Source organism: Saccharospirillum salsuginis, assembly GCF_014651855.1.
Taxonomy (GTDB): Bacteria; Pseudomonadota; Gammaproteobacteria; order Pseudomonadales; family Natronospirillaceae; genus Saccharospirillum; species Saccharospirillum salsuginis.
Window position 1 is genome coordinate 139,702 of record NZ_BMXR01000005.1, and the last position, 23,912, is coordinate 163,613.

Sequence of the window (23,912 nt, forward strand, 5' to 3'; positions counted from 1 at the left end):
CCGCACAGAGCATTGGTATGGCCAAGGTACTGGGCACCGACCCGGAGCTGATTCATGAACCCTCGGTGGGTGTCGTGGGGACCAAGGGTGACAGCCAGTGTTACCTGGGCGTGCAGAGCAAGGTGGAAGCCATTCATGCGCATCTGAAATCACGCGTCGGCCGGTCGGAAGGACAACTCAAATACCGCCTGGTGCAGCCCGAATACACCATTGCCACCTCCGATGGCATCCGCAACGGTACCTCGGAGATGCGCTACTCGCTGCTGGGCCGGGAGGTGACCCAGGACAGCCTCTGTGAGCACCTGGAAGCCACCGGTCTGGCCGGTGTGATTGCGGTGGTCGCGTGCGACAAGCCGCCGGTCGGCACCCTCTCGGCGGTGCTGGAACACAATGAGCCCGCCATCATCATGTCGGACGGGACCATCCATCCGGGCTGCGACCCGGCCACCGGCGAGCCGCTGGACATCGTCAGCGCCTATCAAACGGCTGGGAGTCCGGACCTGGCCCTGCGCGAGCGGGTGTCCGCCCATGCCTGCCCGGGCATCGGCAGCTGTGGTGGCATGTTCACCTACAACACCATGCAGACCTTTATTGGCGTGCTGGGCCTGCAGCCGCTGCACATGGTGGCGGCCGCGTCGGATGACTCGCGTCGTGAAACTGAATTTGCCGAGCAACTGGTGGAGTACCTGGCGCGGATGATCGACAGCGGCCTGAAACCCCGTGACATCGTCAGCCCGGATTCCCTGCGCAACGCACTGATCGTGGCGATGGCCGTAGGCGGGTCCACCAACGTCGTGCTGCACACGCCGGAGATCGCCCGCGCCGCCGGTTTCGAGCACTTCTGGCGGGACATCATGACGCCGGAAGAGTTCAATAAGCTGTCGCGCGACATCGTACCGGTACTGACCAATGCCCGGCCGTACGGCAAGTACTCCATGCTCGACATCGACCGGGTGGGCGGTGTGCCGGTGATCGTGAAGGAGCTGCTGGACGCGGGCCTGCTCAATGGCGATGCGATGACCTGTACGGGCCAGACCCTGGCCGAACAGATCGACGCGCTCAACCCACCGTCGCCCGATGGGGATGTCATTTTGCCAGTGAACGCCCCCTACAAGCCAACCGGCGGTCTGCGTTTGCTCGGCGGTAACCTGTCGCCCGACTACTCCGCGATCCTCAAGCTCGCCGGTGTCGAGGGTGGGCTCGACGACAACCTGTTCAAAGGCCGTGCCCGGGTATTCGAGGGTGAACGGGACCTGCTGACAGAACTCGATGAACACCCGGACCGGTTCCAGAATAACGACATGATCATCGTCCGGTATTGCGGGCCGACCGGTGCGCCCGGCATGCCTGAAATGCTCGACCCCACCTCGCGCATCACCGCATTGTGTCGTGAACGCAATATCGTCGTCGCGTTAATGACCGACGCTCGTTTCTCAGGAGGGTCTGTGGGGCTGGTGATCGGCCACGTGGGTCCGGAAGCTGCGCTGGGTGGCCCCATTGCCCTGGTGGAAGACGGCGATGAGATCATTGCCGACCTGAATACCAATGAACTGAATTGCACGCAGCTCGCGGACCAGGCGACTTTTAATGCGCGCAAGGCGGCATGGAACAAGACGGTGGAAGAGCACGGGGGGACACACCCCAATGTCGGGCTGGCCGACACTCGCTTACTCCACCGCGCCCGCCACTCGGCCGTGCCGGCCAGCCGTGGTGGAGGTCTGCATCCAAACCACGAAGTCTGGGTGCGGGATGTGCGTGTGCCGGAAGCGTCCGGATTCAAGCCGACCAACAAGTACCGTTAGCCCCCAGACCCGCGTGTGCTCGGTTTGCCGGACTCTGAGCCGGGTGTTGACGATGTGCCGGAACTAGCATCGGCCGGAGAGGAAGCGTATGGAATTCAGGAACGATCCGAACTTGCCTGAACCGGACTTTCCGGGCAGCCACATGGTCCTGGATGATCGGTATGTGTTCATTTCCGGCCTGGTCGCGGCCGATTTGAGAGCGGACACGCCCGAATTGGGCGATGTTGCCACGGAAACCGATGCCGTCATGCGGGCGCTGGACAGCATGCTGAAATCCGTGGGGTCCGGCCTTGAAAGCGCGGTAAGAGTGGATGTCCATCTGGCGGATCTGCGCGATATCGACGCCATGGCCCGCGTGTACGAGGCTTTCTTCAAGCCGGGTCGCTATCCCGCCCGGACGTGTACGGAATCGCCCCGTTTGTGTGGCGGTTGCCGTGTCGAGATCACTGTGATGGCCCGTCGCGCTTTGTAAAGAATGCTCTTTACCGGACATAGGCCTGTCGATTTCCCGGATTCTCGTTCGACTACCCGTTGAAAGGCGCGACGGGACCTGCCCGCAGGCGTCCCGTCGCCTATTCGAGGGGCAGTGTAACTGCGCCGGATTGGCAATCATTCGAGCTTACAGGAGACACATCATGGCAGCATCAGAAACGAATACGGGAACGGTCAGGCTGCATCGCGTACTGCGAGCCCCCACCGAGCGGGTCTACAAGGCATTCACCGATAAAAGCGCGCTGGAATACTGGCTTCCACCTTATGGGTTCATAGGCACCGTGCACGACATGGATGTGCGGGTCGGTGGCGGATACCGCATGTCCTTCACAAACTTCGGTACCGGTAGCCGTCATTCTTTCACCGTCACTTATGTCGAGCTGGTGCCCAACACACGCATCCGGCATACGGACCGATTCGACGACGACAACCTTCCCGGTGAAATGACCGTCACGATCGACCTCAAGGCCGTGTCGTGTGGAACAGAGCTGAGCATCGTACAGGAAGGCATACCGTCGGTCATTCCGGTGGAGATGTGCTATCTGGGATGGCAGGAAACGCTCGAGCAACTCGCGCGGCTCGTCGAGCCCGAAATCCCCGATAATGGGTGACCGGTAAGTAACATCTTCGGGTTAGTAGCCCATGCAGTCCCCTGACATCTACAGTCAATAGTCGGGGGAGCTCATGTTAATATCTGTCGGCTATGCCCAACAAAGGAAAAACGGATGTATCAGCACATCGTTCATGTGGCCCTGGTCGTGAGGGACTATGACGAAGCCATCGACTTCTACGTAAACAAACTGAAGTTCGATTTGGTCGACGACACCTACCAACCCGAACAGGATAAACGCTGGGTGGTCGTGGCACCGCCGAATTCCAGAGGGGCCGCTCTGTTGCTGGCCAAGGCATCCAAACCGGAACAGGAGGCTTTCATCGGTAACCAAGCCGGTGGCCGGGTGTTTCTGTTTCTCAACACGGATGACTTCTGGCGCGACTACGAATACATGAAGTCAGTCGGGATCAACTTTGTTCGAGCCCCGAAAGAGCAGGATTATGGCTGGGTAGCCGTGTTCGAAGACCTGTATGGCAACCTTTGGGACCTGTTGCAGTTGAAGCCGGACCATCCAATGGCCAATCGAATGGCGTGATCCTCCAGGGAGCAGAGGGCTCCCATGAGGAATTGAGGCCACCACTCCGGATAATACAGCCGTGGAATTACAGCCGTTTTGCTAGCGTTTCTATCTCGATCAAAATATCCGGGGAAACCAAGGACTTTACTCCTCACCCGACCCAGGACGGCGTTCTCGGGCTGCGGGATGTCCGGATGTTTTATCCCCGGGGCTGGGAAAAACACAAGGACAAGCGATTGCCTTACTTTACCGGGTGAGTGTGGCTGTTGTTGTGGGGACTTGCTAAGCGACTTAAGCCTGACGTAATACGTCGACACTTATTTCGGCAGTGAATTCCATCACAACTTCAGCGTCTGGTACGCCAGTTGGTGTGTCTGCTCTCTGGAAATCAAAGCTCCTTCCCTTTAGAGTACTCGCCGCTGTTCTGGACAGGTTCCAGACAGCCTTAGATATGGAAACCCACCCGAATGATAAGGAGATCGTCATGAGTGTCGCTCGTGATCCCATCGTATTCATGCGTAACCCAAAAGTAAGCAAAATGGCCAAAATTCAGGTTGGTCTGGGTTTTGTTGCAGTTGCTGTGTCCATCTTTGTGTTAGCCGCCGGTATGCCCGTCGCCATGCCACTCGCGGCCGGTCTGATTATGATCGTAACCGCTCTGATCTTGTTGAGCCGTGAAGAAACTCCGGTCTGTACGATCACTCACAATGCGCTGGAATTCAAAAACCCCGCACCGTTAGGGTCACTTCAGTTGGTCCCTCTGAACAGTATTCGGTCGGTCAGTCGCCAGAAGCGGCGCTTCATCGTCGAAACTTCCCATCAACGGAAGCCCGTCAACCTACCCATTGAACTGTTCAAGCCCGAGGAAGTGGAAGACCTCTGGTCTGTCTTGAACGATCTGGTGAAACCACAATACAAGGAGAACGCACAATGAAACCCGGATTTGGACAAGCACTGGCTTCGGCACTGATTACCATGGCCCTGTCTGCCTTGACCGCGTCAGACCCTGAACTACCGGCCGCCATTGGCTACACTCTGTTTGGCCTCGCTTCTATGAATCTGCTTGGAGCCTTGTTGATGCTGACGCCGATGAACAAGGCAGGCGCCATTCTGGTCATCGTATTCTCTATCCCTTTTGTGCCGATTGGCATCATCGGGATACTCGGCGGACGGAAGTGGTTGGATGAGTTGAAGCGGGAGGCTTTTAACGCGGCGGTTGGTTAACACCGACACTCTTGCCCAGGGGGCTCCCCTGGGCATTGTGAGTGCACAACGGAAACTGACTCTATAGCAGCCTGTTGAAGTCCCGCTGGTTCAACCACCAACTTCCGTCGCAGTTACCGTGGTATTCCAACGCCTATGCGCTCGTTGCGGGTCGGTACATTTATGCACCGGGCGTTATCGATCGTATTTCGAACTGGTTTATTCAGCACAGCCAATGACGGCGTTGGACTGGGGCGGTAATATGCGGGTACGAGTCTCAGCATCTTCGTATTGGCCCTGCCAGACGTAGGCTTCGCGGTAACAGAGCTTGGATTCCGGTTTTTCCGATGGGTCCCAAGTATCCAGAATACAAGCGCCATACCCGGTTTCTCCATCCCGGGGGTGCCCGAAATCGCTCATGCGTCCATATCCTTGCTGTACAGTTCCCTGCGACGTCTTTCTGCTTGGGTTTCGTTGTATCAATCAATCGGGAAGCAGCATGCTAGCGGTTGGGCCGCCAAAGACCAATGCGGTCATGCGTTCTGTTGGATTATCTGTGATCGATGTCACGAATGCGGTTATGGTGCTCCGGTGCTAAGATAGGCGTTCGTCTGACCCACTATTCGGAAACCTTTAGAATGGAACTGGATCATCTCTTCATCGCGGTCCCCGGTCCTGAAGTGGGCCATGTTTTCAAGGAACTTGGGTTTACCGAGGGCACGCCCAATCGCCACCCGGGACAGGGCACGGCTAACCGTCGGTTTTTCTTCGCCAATGCCTTTATCGAACTGCTGTACCTGGTCGACCGGGAAGAAGCCTTGCGTCCTGTCACCGCTCCGACCCGTCTGTATGAGCGACTGACGGCCACGCCGAATTCGGTCTCCCCTTTCGGTGTCTGTTTCAGGGCCAGCGAGCCGGACGAAACGCCGGGGTTCAGTTACTGGGATTATTGCCCGAACTATCTTCCACCCGGCCTCTCGATCCCCGTCGCCGAGGCACCGTTGGAGGAGCCTATGTGGTTTTTCCTCCCCTTTGGCCAAAGGCCGGACCAGATGCCTCCGGAACGGGCTCAACCGTTGGTTCATTCTTGCGGAGTGCGGGCTTTGACTCACACTCACCTGACCCTCCCGGTGGCCGAATCCGAAGCGGCGAGGATGGCTGATAGCCTGCACGACGTATCGGTGGACGTGGGCGACTCTCCATTGCTTGAGCTGGAGTTCGATCATCACCGCCAGGGCAAGGTTTTGGATTTGCGGCCCGAGTTACCGATGCTGCTCAGGCTGTAGCCCGTGCTTTTATAGATGCCTTAGTCTACAGTCGCATCGGTCACCGTTTACTACCTCATCAGGACCATCCCATGGACATCATTCGCAGCAAAGACTTCACCGCCGACAGAGCCTGGGGCGCCAAAGACATCGCCACGATGAACGGCATCACCACGCGCCTGCACTGGACCGACCAGCCTTATCGCTGGCACATCAATGACGGTGAGGAGGTGTTCGCGGTGCTCGACGGGGTTGTGGATATGTACTATCGCCTTGACGGAACAGAGCATGTCGTTCGCTTAAACACGGGCGATATCTTCTACGCGTCTGTGGGCACCGAACATGTGGCGCATCCCCGGGGTGAAGCCCGGGTGCTGGTGGTTGAATCCGAAGGCAGTGTGTAGGCTAACCCTTGCACAGCGCCGTTGACCGGCGCACCAGCAGCCGGGGCTCCAGCACAATGTGCTGCAACGGCATATCCGGGTTTTTCAGTCGTTCGAGAATCAGCTTAGCAGCTTTCTCGCCCATGCGGGCACGGGGGATGTCGATGGTGGTCAGCGGTACCCTGAATTGATCCAGGTAGGGCATATTGTTGAAGCCGACCACGGAGACATCGTCGGGGCAGCGCAGGTTTTGCTTTTCCAGTTCTTCAATGCAACCAATGCCGATCAGGTCGTTCGATGCGATGACCGCGGTGAATGACGCGCCACGGGCCAGCAGTTCGCGGGTGGCCTCCCGGCCGGCTTCCAGGCTGAAGGCATCGGCCTGGACGATCAGGTCTTCATCGATCTCGATGCCGTTTTCGGTCAACAGGTTCCGGTAGGCCCAGTAGCGTTGGTAGCCGTCGGATATATTTTGCGGTGCGGCGATCAATGCGATGCGCCGATGCCCCAACAACAACAGATGTTCGAGCGCTTGCTGCATGCCCGACTCGTTGTCGATGACGATCTTGTCCACCACGTTTTTGTCCACGGTGCGGTGAACGGTGATGACCGGGATCTTGTGTTCGATGCAATAGTCGACAGAGGCGTCTTCCCGGAACGGGCTGGCGAGAATAAAGCCGTCGACCTGACGCCCTTTCATCCGTTTGATCTCGGTGAGGGCCAGGTCGATGTCGTTTTCGCTGTAGGCGATGATGGAGGTGTAGGATTGCTTGTTCAGGTGGTTCATCACCCCTTTGACGATCGGCGGAAACACCGGGTTCATCAAGTCCGGCACGATCACGCCAATGGTCATGGAGCGGCCCTTTTTCAGGGCGTAGGCCATGGTGTTCTGCACATAGCCCAGTTCGTCGGCGGCTTCACGGACGCGACGGTTCTGCTCCGCCGTCAGCATTTTGCTGGTTTCGGGGTTCAACGCGCGGGACACCGTCGAGGTGTTCACCCCGAGATGTTCGGCAATGTCTTTCAACGTGACTTTTCTAGCCATGGGCGCTGACCACTGAATAAAGCTCCATATAAAACCACCGGACAGGAATCTGATGCGACGTTGGTGGGGCGTTGCCAGGCGAGAAAGGGGGTAGATATGACGACAACGCCCGCTGTTCAAGGATACAGACCCGCCTCGGCATCAGCAATACACCACGCCGGGCGTCGGTCAACCCGGCCGGTCGGTACCGAATCAGTGGCGATGCCCGCAGCCGGTGGCGCACCCACAGGCTGTGGCGGCCGGACTCTTCTTGTTCACTACGGTGTGTCGTTTGAGGCCCTTCGTCTTGAACCCCAGCCCGCCGCTGATGATGCGTTTGACGGGGAAGCCGGTCTCCGGGTCCGTCTTGAGGGCGTCATCGGTCATGCTCTGAAACACTTCGAACCGGCGTGGCGGCGTCTGGTCATCGTTCGGGATGGTCTCGTACACATAGGTCGGCATGGGGTGATCCTCTGGGTCTGTGGAGAACAGATTGTTCACTGATTTCGAGTCTATGCAATCGTTTGCAGCTCGTCAACCCCTTCCCTGGGGCGTTTGCGCTAAATGTGCAACACCTTGCCGTAGGCATCGAGGGTGGCTTCGTGCATGCTTTCGGACAGGGTCGGGTGGGGAAAGATGGCGTGCATCAACTCATGCTCGGTGGTTTCGAGCTGGCGGGCGACGACATAGCCCTGGATCATCTCGGTCACCTCGGGGCCGATCATGTGAGCACCGAGCAGTTCTCCGGTGTCTTCGTCGAAAACGGTTTTCACCAGGCCGTCCGTCTCGCCCATGGCTATGGCCTTGCCGTTCGCCTTGAACGGGAAGCGTCCGACTCTCACGGTGTGGCCCTGCTCTTTGGCCCGGTCCTCACTGAGGCCGACACTCGCGATCTGGGGGCTGCTGTAGGTACAGCCCGGAACAGCATCCCGGTCCAGGGGTTCCAGTCCCTCGACTCCGGCGATCTTCTCCACACAGATCACCGCTTCGTGACTGGCCTTGTGCGCCAGGCAGGGAGCACCGGCGACATCACCGATGGCATACAGGCCGGGCTCGGCCGTGCGGGACCATTCGTCGACCTGGATGAAACTGCGCTCGGCTTCGGCGCGGGTGTTCTCCAGGCCGATGTTCTCGGAATTGCCGACGACGCCGACGGCGGAAATCACCCGGTCAGCCTCGACCGTCTCGGCCCCGTTCGGGGTCTCGACCTCTGCGGTTACCGAGTCCGCGCCTTTGCGCAGTTCCGTGACGCGCGTGTCGGTCAGAATCCGGATGCCCTTTTGGCGGAAGGCTTTCTCGGCCAGGTTCGAGATCTCCGCATCCTCGACCGGCAGAATCCGTGACATGGCTTCGACGACGGTGACGTCGACGCCGAGGCTGTTGTAGAAGCTGGCGAACTCGATGCCGATGGCACCGGCCCCCATCACCAGGACGGATTTGGGTAGGGTCGCGGGCGTCATGGCTTCCTTGTAGGTCCACACCCGGTTGCCGTCGGGTTCCAGTCCCGGCAGGCTGCGCGCCCGCGCACCGGTGGCCAGAACGATGCTGTTGGACGCCAGTGTTTCCTTCCCCGTATCGCTGTCGACCTCGACCGTCCCCTGGCCCTTCAGTTGCGCATGACCGGCGTAGACCGTGACCTTGTTCTTTTTCAACAGCTGGGTGACGCCTTTGTTCAGGGTGCCGGCCACCTCTCGAGAGCGGGCCACCATTTTTGGAAAATCGAATTGCATGCCGCTCACCGACACGCCGAAACCGGTCGGCGTGACGGATCTGTTCGACTATTTCCGCCGAGCGCAGCAGCGCCTTGGTGGGAATGCAGCCCCAGTTCAGGCAGATGCCGCCCAGATGTTCGCGTTCTACCAGGGCGGTTGTCATTCCCAACTGGGAGGCGCGAATAGCCGCGACGTAGCCACCGGGGCCACCGCCAATCACGATCAGATCGTATGTCTTCATAGTGCTTTATCCGCAACTTGAGTTCGAAATCGGTAACGCTGAATCAGCCGCCGCGCAGCATCATGTGGGTCGGGTGTTCGAGGTAGTGTTTCAGAGCCTGCAGGAAGCGGGCACCCACGGCGCCGTCCACCACTCGGTGATCCACCGAGAGCGTGCAGCTGAGGACGGTAGCCACCGCCAGTTCGTCACCGCGCACCACCGGTTTTTTAACAGCGGCACCGACCGCGAGAATGCACGATTGCGGCGGATTGATGATGGCACTGAAGGAGTCGATGCCGTACATGCCGAGGTTGGAGATCGAGAACCCGCCGCCTTTGTACTCTTCGGGTTTCAGGCGACCTTCCCGGGCCCGACCGGCCAGCGCTTTCACCTCCGATGACAGGGTGGCCAGCCCTTTGGTGTCCGCCTTGCGGACAATGGGTGTGATCAGACCGTCTTCCGTCGCCACGGCGACGGAAATGTCCACATCCCGGTACTTCAATATCGCCGTGTCGGTCCAGCTGGCATTCACTTCGGGGACATCGCGCAGGGCCAGGGCCGCCGCTTTGATGATGAAGTCGTTGACGGACAGCTTGTAGCCACCCTCCCCTTCCGGCGATTCGGCATTCAGGCTGGCGCGCAGGTCCATGAGGGCGTCGAGTTCGCAGTCCAGGTTGAGGTAAAAATGCGGCACGGTTTGCTTCGACTCGACCAGGCGCGAGGCGATGACTTTGCGCATGGAACTGTGCGGAATGGCCTCGTGGTCGCCGTAGCCGGCCACGGCCGCGCTAGGCTGCGAAGCTGCTGCCGGGGCCGACGGTGCCTCGGTGGTAGCGCCGCGTGTGTCGAGGTAATCGGTGACGTCCGCTTTCAGAATGCGTCCGTTCGGCCCGCGGCCCTTCAATTGTGACAGGTCCACGTCGTTTTGACGGGCGATGCGCCGGGCCAACGGACTGCTGAAAATACGGGTCTCGCCTGCGTCAACAGTCTGGCTCGCCGGCGCGGGTTCAGTGGCCGTAGGGGTGTCGGTCTCGGGTTTTCGGGCATCCGCTTGCGTCGGTTGGGCTTGTTCGGGTTCGGCCCTCGTGTCGCTTTCGGCGCCATCCAGAAACGCGTCGATGTCGGCGTCGGATTCGCCATCTTTCAGCAGCACGCCAATGGTCGAATGCACCGGCACGTCGCTCTGGCCACCGTCGACGAGAATGCGGCCCAACACACCGCTGTCTTCGGCTTCGACTTCGACCATGGCCTTGTCTGTCTCGACATCGACGAGGACGTCGCCTTTTTCAACCCGATCACCGACCGCTTTGTTCCAGGCGCCAATGGTTCCCGAATCGAAATCGGGGGTAACGGGCGGGAGTGTAATTGCAACAGGCACGATGGTTCTCTCCTACATTCAAATTGCGATCACTCGGCGGGATACGCCGGGTGCCAAAGCTTGTTCTCAAAGTCGGCCTCGTACGCTTTGCCGTTCGGGAAACTGACCAGTTCCAACTGCATGCCCCAGGGCGTTTTGAAGTAAATCCAGGTCTGGCCGCCGCTGGGGCCGGCCGTGCGCACTACGGGTTCACCCATGATCTCGACACCATGGGCTTTGAGATGTTCCAGCGCCGCATCGAAGTCATCCACATAGAAGGCCAGATGATGGCCACCGATGTCGCTGTTCCGGGGCTGCTTGGTGTTTTGATCCGGCGCTTCGTACTCGAACAGCTCGAAGTTCGTACCGTTTTTGCAGCGCAGGAACTTGAGCTTTTTCATCACGGTTTGCGGGTGTACGTCCAGTTGTTGCGACAACCAGTCGCCACCTTCGAACGGCCCCAATTCATAGAAGGCTTCGCAGCCGATCACGTCGACAAAAAAGGCGACCGCCTCTTCGAGATTCGGTACGGTGAAACCGATGTGGTCAGTGCCGCGCAAGCCCGGCAACCCTTTCTGGTGACCCGTCATAACGCCTCCATCAATCTGTGGGTAAGGAATTCGGCACCGATCGAAGAGAGTGACGGATCGATGCACCGACCGGTGCGAATCCCTTGATCCGCACCGGTCGCCGGGCTCAGGCGATGTTCTGTTTCAGGGCGGCGCCCATGTCCGCCAGGGCCGCTTGGAAGCCGGCGGTGATTTCCTCTTCGCCGACATAGGCCGCGCGCTCCAGCACCTTGGAGACGCTGGGTGAGGATTCGCCGCCATAGATGCGGCGCACCGGATGATCCAGGTAATCGAAGTAGCGCTTCTGGACTTCGTCGGCGAGCATGCCACCGTAGGAGTTGGTCAGGCAGCCCTGTTCGAGTACGACCACGTGGTTGGTCTTGCGAATGCTTTCGCCGAGGGTGTCCCAGTCGATACCGGCGCGGTCGAGCGAGCGCAAGTCGATCACCTCGGCATCGATGCCGAGTTTTTCGCAGACCTCGACCGCCTTGCTGACCATGTTCAAATAAGTCAGTACAGTGAATTTCTGGCCGCTTCGAACCACCTTGGCTTTACCCAGTTCGATGAAGTAATCGAAGTCGTCGACCGGGCCGACATCGGTGCGTCCATAGAGCTCGACACTTTCGATCACCAGCACCGGGTCCTCGCATTTCAGCGCGCTGTTCATCAGCCCGACATAGTCGAACGGGGTAGAAGGCGCGACGATGCGCCAGCCCGGCCACATGGAAAACAGGCCGGCCGGATCCATGGAGTGCTGGGAGCCGTAGCCGGTACCGATCGCCACTTTGGTGCGCAGCACCAGCGGCACGCGCACGGTGCCCCCGAACATGTGCTGGGCCTTGGCGATCTGGTTGAACAACTGGTCGGCCGCGACCAGCGCAAAGTCCGGATACATCAACTCGACGATGGGGCGGTACTTGCCGGTCATCGCGGTGCCGCCGGCCATGCCGACGAAGCCGTGTTCGGCGATCGGCGTCGGCACGCACCGGTCCGGCCAGCGCTCGGGAATACCCTTGGTGGCGCCGTTGGTGCCGCCCTTGAGTTTGTGAACGTCTTCACCGATCACGTAGTAGCGGTCGTCCTCTTCGAATCGCCGCACTGCGGTCTTGGCAATGGTTTCGATGAACTTGACGTCGTCCAGTTTGCCCCGGAAGTCGGTTTGTTCTACGTAAGTCGTGCCGTTGAATTCGGACAGGTCACCGCGCAGATGGTCGTCTTTGTGTTTCGGGTCAGGCCACAGCTCTTCGATGATGGTGCGCCGCCCGCCTTCATTGCGGGTCAGACGATCGACGGCCGACTCGACCGCTTCAATGGCATTGTCGCGCAGGTACTTCAGTTCGTCTTCGGAAATCCATTTGCGTTTCAGCATCCCGGCTTCCATGTATTCGATCGGGTCATGCTTGCGGCGTTCGTCTTCTTCCGCTTTATCGCGGTAACCGAAGGCACTGCCCTTGATGCCGCCGCTGTGGTGGTAATAGCGGTAAACATCCACTTCCAGAATGGCCGGCCCACGCCCTTCACGCAGCAAGGTTTCCACCTTTTTCATGGCTGCGCGGACACTCATCGGGTTCATGCCATCGACCCGGAACGACGGAATTCCGAAGCCCAGGCCCCGTGCGGACATACGGGTTTCGCGGGCCTGTTCTTCCAGCGTTGTGGAGACCGCATAGCCGTTGTTTTCGATGTAAAAGCACAGGGGCAGATCGTACAGGGCGGACAGGTTCAGGGTTTCAAGCACGTTGCCGATGTGGCAGGACCCGTCGCCGAAGGACGTCAGAACCAGATCCTTTTCGCCGTCGCGTTTCTTGGACCAGGCCGCGCCGGCGGCGATCGGTACCGCACCGCCGACGATGGCGTTGGTGCCGAGAACGCCGGCCTCTTCCCAACGCAAATGCATGGAGCCGCCACGACCGCTGCAATAGCCCGGGCTCAGCCCCATGATTTCCGCCATGGTGCGGTACAGCATGGTCCTGATCGTGTCCGGGAAGGGTTCGGTAGTGGGATCCAGCGCCTCCTGATGCAGGTGGTTCAATGCCTTGGCGAGAAATACATGGTGACCGCGGTGAGAACCGTTGACCAGGTCGGAACTGCCCATCACGGAAAACGCACCGACCACGGCCCCTTCCTGGCCCACACTGACGTGCAGTGGACCATGCACCAGCCCGTGTTTTTCCAGCCCGAGCATGGCTTCTTCAAACGCGCGGATCAGATGCATGTGGCTCAGCATCTTCACGCAGCCCGCCTTCCCGGTCTCTTCCCAGTCGGCCGAGGTGGCTTCGATTTCCAGCCAGTCCGCACTCAGAGAGAGCTTCTTCGACTTAGGCATCTGTAACTCCTGTCTCGTTCAAGGCATGCTCAAGAACCGGGGCTTTTGGACGCCCGCTCGCTGAAATGCCTGTTTAGGTAATCGGTAATCCGACAATCGTTTCGCCGGACAACGCTGTAACGACTTACCAGTCGACGGCGATGTATTGTTTTTCGATGAATTCGTGCAGACCGTCCTGAGACCCTTCCCGACCGAGACCGCTTTGCTTGAAGCCACCGAAAGGAGCCGCAGGGTCGGATACGAAACCCCGGTTGATGCCGAGAATGCCCGCTTCGATGCGCGAGGCGACCGCCAGGGCGCGGCCAACGTCACGGCCGATAACGTAGGCCGCCAGACCGAACTCGGTGTCGTTGGCTTTGCTGACGGCTTCATCGATGGTGTCGAACGGGTAGATCGCGGCCACTGGGCCAAAAATCTCGGTATGGCTGATGTCGGCACTGTCCGGGATATGGGTCACGACCGTGGGCTTGTAGTAATAGCCTTTGCCGTCGAGCGCTTTGCCGCCGGTCATTACCGTGGCCCCGAGCGAGACCGCCTGTTCGACCAGTTCGGCCACTTTGTCGCGCGTCGAGGCATTGACCAGCGGGCCGACATCCACGCCGGGTTCCAGCCCGGGGCCGACGGTCAACCGACCCATGGCTTCGGCCATACGGCTGGAAAATTCGTCGATCAGGGAGCTGTGGACATAGAAGCGGTTGGCGCCGATGCAGGACTCGCCCGCGTTGCGCATTTTGGCCACCATCGCACTCTCGACGGCCACGTCCATGTCGGCGTCGTCCAGTACGACGAAGGGCGCGTTGCCACCCAGTTCCATCGAACAATTGACGATCCGCTCGCTGGCTTTGGCCAGCAACAGGCGCCCCACTTCGGTGGAGCCGGTGAAGGAGATTTTCCGCACCCGGTCGTCGCCGAGAATGGTGTTGGACATCACCGACGATCGCTTGGAGGGGATGACGTTCACGACGCCCGCCGGTACACCGGCCTCTTCGAACAGGCCGGCCAACAGCAGGGCCGTCAGCGGTGTTTCGGACGCCGGTTTCAGAATGGTGGTGCAGCCGGCGGCCAACGCCGGGGCGATTTTCCGGGTGGCCATGGCGGCCGGAAAATTCCAGGGCGTGATCATCAGGCAGACACCCACGGGGTGGTGTTGCACCAGAATATTATTGTTCCCGGACGGCGAGCGCACCAGCACGCCGTTGTCGCGTACGGCTTCTTCGGCGTACCAGCGAAAGAATTCGGAGGCATAGGCGACTTCGCCCAGGGCTTCCGCCCGCGTCTTGCCCTCTTCCAGGGAAATCACCGCCGCGATGGCTTCGCGACGCTCGGTCATCAACTCGAACGCCTTGCGCAGAATCTCGGCGCGCTCGCGGGGTGCTCGGGCGGCCCAGGCGTCTCCGGCGCGGTGCGCCGCGTCGACTGCTTTCAGGGCGTCTTCCTGCGTTGCCGAAGCCACCGAGGCCAGTGCTTCCTCGTCGGCCGGGTTGTATACGGTGAAGGTTCCGCCATCGGACGCCGGCGCCCATCGGCCATCGATATAGAGCTCAGTGGGTACCGTGTTTAAACTGTCGTGGGTCATGGTGAATATCCGTTGTTGCGTTCGAAAGAAGGCTCGGCGTTGGCTGATTCGAGGGGGCGACGCCCCCTCTTTCACTGCCTCGCGTCAGTACCGGTTGGCGACAAACAGTTCCTGTGCCGGGAACAGCGTGATCACCTTGCAGCCGTCCGCCGTGACGACGACTTCTTCTTCGATGCGCGCGGCACCGCTGCCATCCATTGCCGGGCAGTAGGTCTCCAGTGCGAACACCATGCCTTCTTTCAATTCGTAGGGGTGGTCGAGCGAAATCAGACGGCTGATGATGGGCCGCTCGTGCAGCGCCATGCCGAGGCCATGCCCGAACTGCAGCCCGAAGGCCTCCATCTCGTTTTCGAAACCGAAGTCCTGCGCCTTCGGCCAGACCTCGGCGATCTTGTCCGTGGTCACTCCGGGCTTGACCAGCGCGATGGCATTGTCGATCCATTCACGTGCCTGCTTGTAAGCGTCGGACTGCCCCTGGGTGTGCAAGCCAACGTTCAACGTCCGGTAGTAACAGGTGCGATAGCCCATGAAGGACTGGATGACGTCGAAGAACGCCTGGTCGCCGGGGCGGTACATTCGGTCGGTGAAGTTGTGCGGGTGCGGGCTGCAGCGTTCGCCGGATACGGCATTGATCGCCTCGACATCGTCGGACCCCTGCTCGTAGAGGAACTTGTTCGCCAGAGCAACCATGTCGCTTTCGCGGGCACCGGGTTTGAGGTTTTCGGAGATGAGGTGGTAAGCACCATCGACCATGGCGGCCGCCGTGTTGAGCAGAATGATCTCATCCATGCTCTTGATCTCGCGCGCGTCCAGCATCACCTGCTGCGCATCCACCACGGTCAGGCCTTCGGCCTGCAGGGCAAAGAACATGGGCGGTTCGACGACGTCGACGCCCAGTGGCATGTCCGCCACACCCTCGTGACGCAACAGGTCGGCGATCTGCTTCGCGGCTTTCTTGAACAGGCCGACCTTCTCGTCGACCGAACCGCGCAGGCCCAGCATCCCGGCGTGCATGTGATCCTTCTCCAGCCAGGGGGCATGCAAACGGTGATGCGCGGCGGCCGAACCGAAATCCCACAGATAGGGTTCCGAGTTGCCGGTAAACAGGGTGTAACGACAGATCTTGTCCCGGGTCCACTCGCCGATAACGCTGCTGGTGAGGTAACGGATGTTGTTGTTGTCGAAGCACAGGATCGCGCCCAGACTGGAATTTCTCAGCGCTTGCCGGGCCCGACCGGTGCGGTAGCGGTGCAGTCTCTGGAAATTGACCCGCTCTTCGAAGTCCACCGCGGTGCGTCCGGGCGCCGGGATCGGTCGGTCCCAGTCCCAATGGGGATTGATATCGTCGGGAAGAATGATTCTGGGGTCTGTGGGCTTAACATCCATCGAAACACCTCGTTATCTGCAACTGGGTTCACCGACCGGGCAATCGTTTGCATGATCGGGTAAAAAAAACCTGCCTCTCGCTCGCCATACACCGAGGCAGGTAAAGGCCAATACATCCCGGTTATCGGGATCCCCAGGCATCGATTCGTAAAAGCGACACTGGGGAGATCCCGATACCTTTCAATGCAATCGATTGCACCATACTTTACGATGCCGTGTCAACTGCTGTTCTCGACGGCTCAGGCGCCTGAGGCCACGGGCTCCGAAGCCGCATCGGCGGACTGCCCGGTGATGGCCCGAATCAGGTCGTCTTCGGTAATCTCGGCACGTTTGAAAACGCGCGTGAGCGTGCCGTTGTACAACGCCAGTATCCGGTCACTGACGGTCAGGATTTCAGGCATTTCCGAACTGACCACGATCACGGCCAGGCCGGACTTGGCCAGATCCCGGATCAACTGGTGGATCTCCGCCTTGGAGCCCACGTCGATGCCCCGGGTCGGTTCGTCCAGAATCAGTACCGAGGGCTGAGTGCTCAGCCACTTGCCGATCACCACCTTCTGCTGGTTACCGCCGCTGAGGTTCAGCGTCGCCTGGTACCAGCCCGGTGTCTTGATCTGCAACTGCTCCTGGTAACGCTCGAAAACCTCGGTTTCCTTGGCGGTGTCGATCCAGCCCATTCGGGTGTATTCCGCGAGGTTGGGCAACGAGGTGTTGTCCCGACAGTTCATGCCCAACACCAGCCCCTGCTCTTTCCGGTTTTCCGGGACCAGGGCCAGCCCGTGTTCAATGGCATCGGCGGGCGAGGATAAATGCACCAGTTCGTCACGGATCCTGATGGTGCCCCGTTCCGGTTTGCGAATGCCGAACAGGGTTTCCACCACCTGGGTGCGACCGGCCCCAACCAGGCCGTACATCCCGACCACTTCTCCGGCATGAACATCGAACGATATGTCTCTGAATTCACCTTCGATGCCGAGCTGGTGGACCTCGATGATCCGCTCGCCGGGTTCGGGCGATTCAACCTCCGCCAAACTCTCCAGGTCCCGGCCGATCATGCGTTTGGTGACTTCCTCTTCGTCGGTGTCACGCGTCGCGAAAGTACCCCGGTACTGCCCGTCTCGCAGGACCGTGATGCGATCGGAGAGTTCGAAGATTTCGTCCATGCGATGCGAGATATAAACAATGCCGGTGCCCTGACTTTTGAGCTCCCGAATTACTTCGAACAGCACCACTTTCTCGTAATCGGTCAGGGATGCCGTGGGCTCGTCGAAGATCACCACCTTGGGCGTGAACACCAGGGCGCGCGCGATTTCCACCATCTGCTGGTTGGCCACCGACAGGTGCTTGACCGGAATGTTCGACTTGAACCGGCAATTCAACCGCTTGAGGATGGCGCCGCAGCGCTCATGCAATTCCCGGTTATTGACGAACAGGCCGGACCGTTTCGGCAAACTGCCGAGGAACACGTTTTCGGCCACGGATAAATCAGGCACCAGGGACAATTCCTGATGGATCAGCAGTACCCCCATGTGCTTGGCGTCCATGGGTTTCTGCATGCGCACCGGTGTTCCCTCGATCCGGATCTCACCTTCGTCCGGGTGGTAAATGCCCGCAAGCACTTTCATCAATGTGGACTTACCGGCGCCGTTTTCTCCAAGCAGGGCATGCACTTCGCCGGCGTTCACATCCAGATCGACATTATCCAGCGCTTTGACGCCCGGAAATGATTTGGATACGCCCTTGAGTTGCAACAACGGGGTGTCGCCTGTCTGGGTGTTCAGGGACGATTGAGCGGTCATATCTGGACTCCCTTAGAGGCGGTTACATTCAGGCGCTTGTCAAGGAACAGAACGGTGATCAGGATGCTGCCCATGATCACCAGCACATAGAACGACGGTACCTGCATCAGGTTCATGCCGTTACGAAGAATGCCGATGGCCAGGACACCACCCAGGGTGCCGATGATGGTGCCGGCACCGCCGTTTAACCGGGTGCCGCCCAGCACGACCGCCGTGATGGTCCAGAGCTCGTAATCACGCCCCAGATTCGGGGTCGATGCACCCATTTGAGTCGACAGAAGTATGCCGGACAGGGCGGCCATGAAGCCGATCAACATGAAATTGATCAACATGTGCGGACCCACCTTGATGCCCGCTTCGATGGCCGCCTTGCGGTTCCCGCCGACCGCATAGACATTGCGCCCATGCAGGGTGTACTTGAGCAGAATATGGGCGACGATGGTCAGTGCGATGAAGATCAAAGCCAGGACCGGCAAGGAGAAGATGCTACTCATGCCAAAATCGGAATAGGCGAAGTTGGAAGCGTAGAACGACTGCTCCTCGGTATAGACGAACACCAGACCACGTACACCGATCATGGCGCCCAGCGTCACGATGAAGGCATCCACCCCGGTCTTCCAGACGATGAGTCCGTTGATGGCGCCGATCAACACCCCGGCACCAAGACCGATCACCACCGCCATGGGAATGCCGAGCGCTCCCTGCAAACCGACCGCCAGGCTCGCGGCGAGTGCCACCGTGGAGCCGACGGACAAGTCGATGTTGCCGTTGATCATGACGAACGTCATGCCCAGGGCGATCAGGCCAATGGTCGAGGTCTGGACCAGAATGTTCTGGAAGTTGTTGACCGCAAAGAAGTATTCATTGGAAAAGCTGAAGAAGATGATACAGGCAATGATAAAGAGCCAGATCGGTTGTCTTTTTACAGACTGTATGAACGCGTGCATGAGCAATCTACCTTGTTTATCGTGGCCTAGAAATCGTTCAGCAAACGACCGCGCTTGGCGGCAATATCGAGCCAAACGGCCAGAATAATAACGACCCAGGTGACCAGCCACTGCGCGTAATAGGGATAACCGAGCAACAACAGACCATTCTGGATAAAGCCGAGTATCAGAATACCGATAACGGTGCGCATGATACTGCCGGAACCACCGAGTAGACTGGTACCGCCCAGGATGACACCCGCGAGCACCTGTAGTTCGTAGCCCTGGCCGACGTTATTTTGCGACCCCATGACCCGCGAACCCAGAATGATGGCGGCGCAGGCGGTGGTAAACGCAGACAGGAGATAGGTTGAAAAGACCATGCGGTTCCGATAGATCCCGGAAAAGGCAGCCGCGACGCCGTTACCGCCGATCGCAAACACCTTTCGGCCAAACGCTGTTTTCAGCAATACGACCTGCAGTATGATTGCAAGACCGATGAAAATAATGGCTGGAACGGGAATACCGAAGATGGCCTCACGGCCGAAAAATGCGAACCAGGTGTTTTCCTGATCCTGGATATCGACATTCTGGCCACTGGTATATATCAGGGTTATGCCCTGAATGGCCGAGAGCATACCCAGGGTAACGATCAGGGAGTTCAATTTGAGGTAGCCCACGAGCGTACCGTTGATCGCGCCGATAATCAGGGTGAACACGATCGTCAACACTATCGCTTGAGTCGGCCCGACCTTGTCATGCAGATCGACCACAAGGACCGTGGCGAACGACAGTAACGAACCGACGGACAGATCCAGGTTTCCACCGATCACCACAAATGTCACACCCAGTGCGATGGTTCCCAGAATCGATACCTGCATTAACACGGTCAGCAGGTTGCCGGTACTGAGGAAACGGTCTGTGGTTAACGAAAAGATCATCATGCAGAGCAGAAACGCCAGCAGGATGCCGTGTTTGCCAAGGAACTGCAGGACCCGTTTTCTGTTGTCCGTGGCAACAGTGGACGAGTTGGACATGGGAAGCGATGCCTTCATTGTAATACTCCGGAATAAAGCTCTCCGGCCAGTGGCCGGAGCGCCAATGGTTCAGCTGATTAGCCGACCGGTTTTTAGAATACCGGCTTTTCGAATTCACTCATGTTGTCCTGAGTGATTTTCGGGGTGTCGAAGTAATTCAGTTTAGGAACGTCTTCACCGTTGGCGACATCGATCGCCGTCTGCAAGGCGTTACGAGCGTCTTCGGCCGGAGACTGATAGACGGACCCATGGTATTCGCCACGCTCCATCGCTTCATAGCCGACAGCGAAGTTGGTCGCACCGAAAAACTTGATCTCGTCGGCACGGCCGGCGGCCTTCGCTGCGTTCAAGGCGCCGACACCCATGTTGTCGTCCCCGGAGTAGACGCCATCGATGGTGTCGTACTTGGTCAGGAAGCCTTCCATGACGCGCTGGGCTTTCTCACGGTTCCAGTCGCCGGGCTGGCTTTCCATCAGATCCACATCGGGGCAGATCTCGGCCAGACGATCCTCGAAGCCTTTTTGCCGCTCAATGGCCGTTGTGTATCCGGGTTGACCGGTGATCTGGACAATCTGGCCTTCGCCACCGAGTTGGTCACACATCATCTCGGCTGAATACTGTCCTTGCAGAATGTTGTTGGGACCGGAGAACGATGCTATGAAATCCTGGCCGGCTTCCGCGATGTTCGAGTTGGTGACCACAACCGGTATGCCGGCGTTGTGGGCCTGGCGAACCACGGGCACAACGGCCTGACCATTGGTCGGCCAGATGATGATGGCATCGACGTTCTGCTGGATCAGATCCTGCATTTGCGCGATCTGACGGGCTACGTCGCCACCGGCATCCAGTACCACGGTCGCCACGTCATCGCGTTGGGCCGCGGCTTCTTTGAAGGCCGTTTCGTAAGTGGTCTGGTAACTGTCCACACCCACGTTGTTCTGGGTGATGCCGATGCGCAGACGATCTTCGGCCTGGGCGACGCCCATGCTCAACGCGGCCACGGTGAACGAGGCGACGACGGATTTCAGCGCAGTGGATGCAAGGGTCTTGTGACTGGGGTTGGGGCGGTTATGAGACATGCTTTCAGCTCTCCTGTCTTGTTGTTGTACTGATGTGTGCTTTCTCATGAGTGCACTGGGTTCCAGCACACGCGTCGAAGCTTTTTACTGCCGTCAACGCAAACGATTGCACCACCATGACCGATAGGTGTCAAGCATCAGTCAACACTTTTTTTAGTTCACTTACTGATCGATCCCGCCTCTTGTACAGCGGTCCACATAGATCATTGGTTGTTAAGTTATTGATCTCGCGCATATATCATCCAGTATAGACGTGATTCGCTGGAACGGCCTTTCTACGCCATTTAAAGCCCTTTTCGTTGCCTTGCCGGCAGGGTATTTCATCAGGATCTCGGGGCACCGGGGGCTAATGGCAATGAACTTATACGCAATGTCGAAAGGTTATTCGGTCCTCACTCACAAGCCCGGCTGGACTCATCGAAGGCGGTCGATTTTTGATCATTTGTGCAATCGTTTGCTTTTAATTGAGTCATGCGCTATAAATCGACGGGCATACTCAAAACAACAATAAAACCGACACCGAGTCCAAAAACAGGTGCACGTTATGTCGCGATCCAGTGTACGCCCGCCTGAGAATCGATGGTTCAGGCGGCGAAATCGCCCTCATCTGACCCTGGTCACACGTCTGAGCCTGGGGTTCGGGCTGGTGGCACTGGGTGTTCTGGGCATTCTGTCGGTCAGTTTGTTCAGTCTGCAGCAGTCCAGCCTGGGGCTGAACACACTCGTGGCCGAAGCACTTCCGGTAAAGTCAGCGCTGTCCTCTGTTCGACTGACCATAAAGGACATCAGTACCGGGGCCGCCGAACACTACAATGCACGCGAACCTCAGGTCCTGTCCGACATTCGATCCCGGGTCGAAGGGGATGTCCGCGCTTTCGACGAGGCGGTCTCCAGCCTGGTATCCGACTACCCGCTACTGGCGCAAGACCCGGAATTGAAGGCTCTTGTCGCGCAATCGGTGGAGCGATCCCGTAAGCAGTTCGAACACCTGGCCTGGAATATGAATACTCATCGACGCTCCCTCGAGGCTGAATCCCGTATCGCTGACGTCAGGAAAGCCATTAATGCATTGAGAAGCGAAGCGTCACCAATATTCGACCGATACGTGGACCAAATGGGTACCGCGGAGGCAAAAGGCCTGGCTTTCCGCTTGCAGCGCCTGTTCGATAATTCGGCCCTGTTGGCCCTCAGCGTGTCCCTGGCCAACAGTCTTGAGGTCATCGAGACAGCCCAATCGGAATTGCGGGACAACCTGGACAGCGTCGCACGACTGACGTTCGACATCCTCGACCAACAGGATGCCGATGCCGCCTTTGCGGACTACTACTCCGCGATGAGCCCCCTATTCGACCGAATCGGGGCTTTGGCGGTCTCCAACGATGGCCTGATCGCTCAGCAAAAAGTGCTGTTCGAAGAAATACGCAGCGTACTCCCCGGGAAGATTACCGAGGTTCAGAATCGTTTGGCGGACATCAGCGCTGACTTCCTGGCCCTGTCCGAGCGGGTGGACGCCGCCGTCGGTGCGATCAGCACCGATGCCCGGGAACGAAACACCGTGGGACGAAATGTCGTAATATCGGCGACCGCGCTGATACTGGTCCTGTGTTTGCTGATCTCCTGGTTGGTGGTGCGCAGTGTGCGTCGCCCGATACAGCGGTTGAGCGAGTACATGAAGCGGGTGGGAAGCGGAGACTTCACGGCCGAACCCGGACAGTATTCCCGGGACGAAATCGGGCAGATTTTTCAATCGACCGAACGTCTGGTGGAGAGCATTCGCGAGATGATCGCCCGGATTGCCGAACTCAATCGTGACATCAACGTCATTTCGTCCGATACGGCCGAGGCCACCGGTGCGGTAAGAACCCGATTGAACGATCAGAGCGACGACTTTGCTTCCGTGGCGACCGCGGTGGCGCAAATGTCGGCCAGCGTCAGGGATGTCGCTCAAAACACGCGTCAAGCTTCGGATGAAGTGGCGCAGAGTGAACACCGGGCCCACGATATCGAAACCGCCATTAACTCGGCCGTCACATCCAATAGCGAACTCAGTGCTTCGATGACATCGGCGGTAGGGGTTATCGAGTCACTGGATGCGGAAGTCGCCGGCATCGAACAGATCCTCGATGTGATTCGCAATATCGCCGAACAAACCAATCTGTTGGCGCTGAATGCCGCCATCGAAGCGGCACGGGCCGGCGAACAGGGAAGAGGATTCGCCGTCGTCGCCGACGAGGTACGCACACTGGCCAGTCGCACCCAGTCCAGCACTCAGGACATCCGGTCAAAAATAGAAACCGTGATGACCGGGTCCCGCGACGCGGTTGATTCGATTACCGCCAGCGTGGAGACCGCATCCGATACGTCCCACCGGGTCAATCATGTCAAAGAAGCGTTCGACGATTACCTCACCTACATCTCCCGCATCAGTGAGTTGAACACTCAGGTGTCTGTGGCCGCCGATGAGCAGCAAGCGGTAGCGGAGGACATTTCACAAAGAACGCACGCCATCAGTGATCGGGGTGCCGTGGTCGCGCGCGACTTTGAGTCGACGGCACAACGGGCTACCGAACTCAAGACCATTGCATCAAACCTGAACGACGCAATCAGCCGAATCAGACTGTAGTTG

General features: G+C 58.8%; 22 protein-coding genes and 1 pseudogene. 9 read left to right on the forward strand and 14 right to left on the reverse strand.

Annotated features, from left to right (window positions below; genetic code table 11):
- Nucleotides 1-17: 17 nt before the first annotated feature.
- The 6 genes from IE111_RS11180 (at nt 18) to IE111_RS11205 (ending at nt 4,648) form a co-directional block, all read left to right on the forward strand.
- Entirely contained in the window at nt 18-1,802 is a 1,785-nt protein-coding gene (locus IE111_RS11180; RefSeq protein WP_229805320.1) for a dihydroxy-acid dehydratase domain-containing protein, read from the forward strand.
- An 88-nt stretch (nt 1,803-1,890) separates the two neighbouring features.
- A complete protein-coding gene (locus IE111_RS11185) occupies nt 1,891-2,274 on the forward strand; it encodes a RidA family protein (protein ID WP_229805321.1) in 384 nt (127 codons plus the stop codon).
- Between the two features lie 163 nt (nt 2,275-2,437).
- Nucleotides 2,438-2,905 carry an SRPBCC family protein gene (locus IE111_RS11190; RefSeq protein WP_189608650.1) on the forward strand — a complete coding sequence of 156 codons (468 nt, stop codon included), beginning with the start codon at nt 2,438-2,440 and terminating at the stop codon, nt 2,903-2,905.
- A 114-nt stretch (nt 2,906-3,019) separates the two neighbouring features.
- Nucleotides 3,020-3,442 carry a VOC family protein gene (locus IE111_RS11195; RefSeq protein ID WP_189608651.1) on the forward strand — a complete coding sequence of 141 codons (423 nt, stop codon included), beginning with the start codon at nt 3,020-3,022 and terminating at the stop codon, nt 3,440-3,442.
- A 466-nt stretch (nt 3,443-3,908) separates the two neighbouring features.
- Complete coding sequence (locus IE111_RS11200) at nt 3,909-4,358, forward strand: hypothetical protein (RefSeq protein WP_189608652.1); 450 nt, start codon at nt 3,909-3,911, stop codon at nt 4,356-4,358.
- Nucleotides 4,355-4,648 carry a hypothetical protein gene (locus IE111_RS11205; protein ID WP_189608653.1) on the forward strand — a complete coding sequence of 98 codons (294 nt, stop codon included), beginning with the start codon at nt 4,355-4,357 and terminating at the stop codon, nt 4,646-4,648. The genes IE111_RS11200 and IE111_RS11205 overlap by 4 nt, the downstream gene beginning before the upstream one ends.
- A 198-nt stretch (nt 4,649-4,846) precedes the next feature.
- On the opposite strand, the gene IE111_RS11210 is transcribed toward IE111_RS11205, so the two are convergent.
- The gene (locus tag IE111_RS11210; protein ID WP_189608654.1) at nt 4,847-5,047 is read right to left on the reverse strand and encodes a hypothetical protein; all 201 of its coding nucleotides are present in this window, start codon (nt 5,045-5,047) and stop codon (nt 4,847-4,849) included.
- Nucleotides 5,048-5,265: 218 nt separating this feature from the next.
- Here IE111_RS11210 and IE111_RS11215 point away from each other — a divergent pair, with 218 nt between their 5' ends.
- Together IE111_RS11215 and IE111_RS11220 are read left to right on the forward strand one after the other, a co-directional pair.
- Complete coding sequence (locus tag IE111_RS11215; protein ID WP_189608655.1) at nt 5,266-5,913, forward strand: VOC family protein; 648 nt, start codon at nt 5,266-5,268, stop codon at nt 5,911-5,913.
- 71 nt (nt 5,914-5,984) lie between these two features.
- Nucleotides 5,985-6,296 (forward strand): cupin domain-containing protein, encoded by a 312-nt coding sequence (locus tag IE111_RS11220; protein WP_189608656.1) that lies wholly within the window; start codon nt 5,985-5,987, stop codon nt 6,294-6,296.
- 1 nt (nt 6,297) lies between these two features.
- On the opposite strand, the gene IE111_RS11225 is transcribed toward IE111_RS11220, so the two are convergent.
- From IE111_RS11225 to IE111_RS11280, 13 genes and pseudogenes are all read right to left on the reverse strand, one after another.
- The gene (locus tag IE111_RS11225) at nt 6,298-7,320 is read right to left on the reverse strand and encodes a LacI family DNA-binding transcriptional regulator (RefSeq protein WP_189608657.1); all 1,023 of its coding nucleotides are present in this window, start codon (nt 7,318-7,320) and stop codon (nt 6,298-6,300) included.
- Between the two features lie 192 nt (nt 7,321-7,512).
- The gene (locus IE111_RS11230) at nt 7,513-7,761 is read right to left on the reverse strand and encodes an FmdB family zinc ribbon protein (protein WP_189608658.1); all 249 of its coding nucleotides are present in this window, start codon (nt 7,759-7,761) and stop codon (nt 7,513-7,515) included.
- A gap of 98 nt (nt 7,762-7,859) precedes the next feature.
- Nucleotides 7,860-9,029, reverse strand: a complete 1,170-nt coding sequence (lpdA, locus tag IE111_RS11235; RefSeq protein ID WP_229805322.1) for a dihydrolipoyl dehydrogenase — start codon at nt 9,027-9,029, stop codon at nt 7,860-7,862.
- Between the two features lie 52 nt (nt 9,030-9,081).
- Nucleotides 9,082-9,252 (reverse strand): annotated as a pseudogene (locus IE111_RS24800) (FAD-dependent oxidoreductase); the annotation flags it as partial.
- A 43-nt stretch (nt 9,253-9,295) separates the two neighbouring features.
- Nucleotides 9,296-10,609: a pyruvate dehydrogenase complex dihydrolipoamide acetyltransferase gene (locus tag IE111_RS11240; protein ID WP_189608659.1), complete on the reverse strand. Its 1,314-nt coding sequence runs from the start codon at nt 10,607-10,609 to the stop codon at nt 9,296-9,298.
- A gap of 29 nt (nt 10,610-10,638) precedes the next feature.
- Nucleotides 10,639-11,178, reverse strand: coding sequence for a VOC family protein (locus IE111_RS11245; protein WP_189608660.1), 540 nt, complete (start codon nt 11,176-11,178; stop codon nt 10,639-10,641).
- Nucleotides 11,179-11,284: 106 nt separating this feature from the next.
- The gene (locus tag IE111_RS11250) at nt 11,285-13,483 is read right to left on the reverse strand and encodes an alpha-ketoacid dehydrogenase subunit alpha/beta (protein WP_189608661.1); all 2,199 of its coding nucleotides are present in this window, start codon (nt 13,481-13,483) and stop codon (nt 11,285-11,287) included.
- Between the two features lie 124 nt (nt 13,484-13,607).
- A complete protein-coding gene (locus IE111_RS11255) occupies nt 13,608-15,059 on the reverse strand; it encodes an NAD-dependent succinate-semialdehyde dehydrogenase (RefSeq protein WP_189608662.1) in 1,452 nt (483 codons plus the stop codon).
- Nucleotides 15,060-15,143: 84 nt separating this feature from the next.
- Nucleotides 15,144-16,445: a M24 family metallopeptidase gene (locus IE111_RS11260; protein WP_189608663.1), complete on the reverse strand. Its 1,302-nt coding sequence runs from the start codon at nt 16,443-16,445 to the stop codon at nt 15,144-15,146.
- A gap of 239 nt (nt 16,446-16,684) precedes the next feature.
- Entirely contained in the window at nt 16,685-18,244 is a 1,560-nt protein-coding gene (locus IE111_RS11265) for a sugar ABC transporter ATP-binding protein (protein WP_189608664.1), read from the reverse strand.
- A complete protein-coding gene (locus IE111_RS11270; RefSeq protein WP_189608665.1) occupies nt 18,241-19,191 on the reverse strand; it encodes an ABC transporter permease in 951 nt (316 codons plus the stop codon). Before IE111_RS11270 ends, IE111_RS11265 begins: the two co-directional genes overlap by 4 nt.
- 26 nt (nt 19,192-19,217) lie before the next feature.
- The gene (locus IE111_RS11275) at nt 19,218-20,225 is read right to left on the reverse strand and encodes an ABC transporter permease (protein WP_229805324.1); all 1,008 of its coding nucleotides are present in this window, start codon (nt 20,223-20,225) and stop codon (nt 19,218-19,220) included.
- Between the two features lie 74 nt (nt 20,226-20,299).
- A complete protein-coding gene (locus IE111_RS11280) occupies nt 20,300-21,286 on the reverse strand; it encodes a sugar ABC transporter substrate-binding protein (RefSeq protein ID WP_189608666.1) in 987 nt (328 codons plus the stop codon).
- A gap of 544 nt (nt 21,287-21,830) precedes the next feature.
- On the opposite strand from IE111_RS11280, the gene IE111_RS11285 reads away from it, so the two are divergent.
- Nucleotides 21,831-23,909, forward strand: a complete 2,079-nt coding sequence (locus tag IE111_RS11285) for a HAMP domain-containing methyl-accepting chemotaxis protein (protein WP_189608667.1) — start codon at nt 21,831-21,833, stop codon at nt 23,907-23,909.
- The last annotated feature ends 3 nt before the right edge of the window (nt 23,910-23,912 follow it).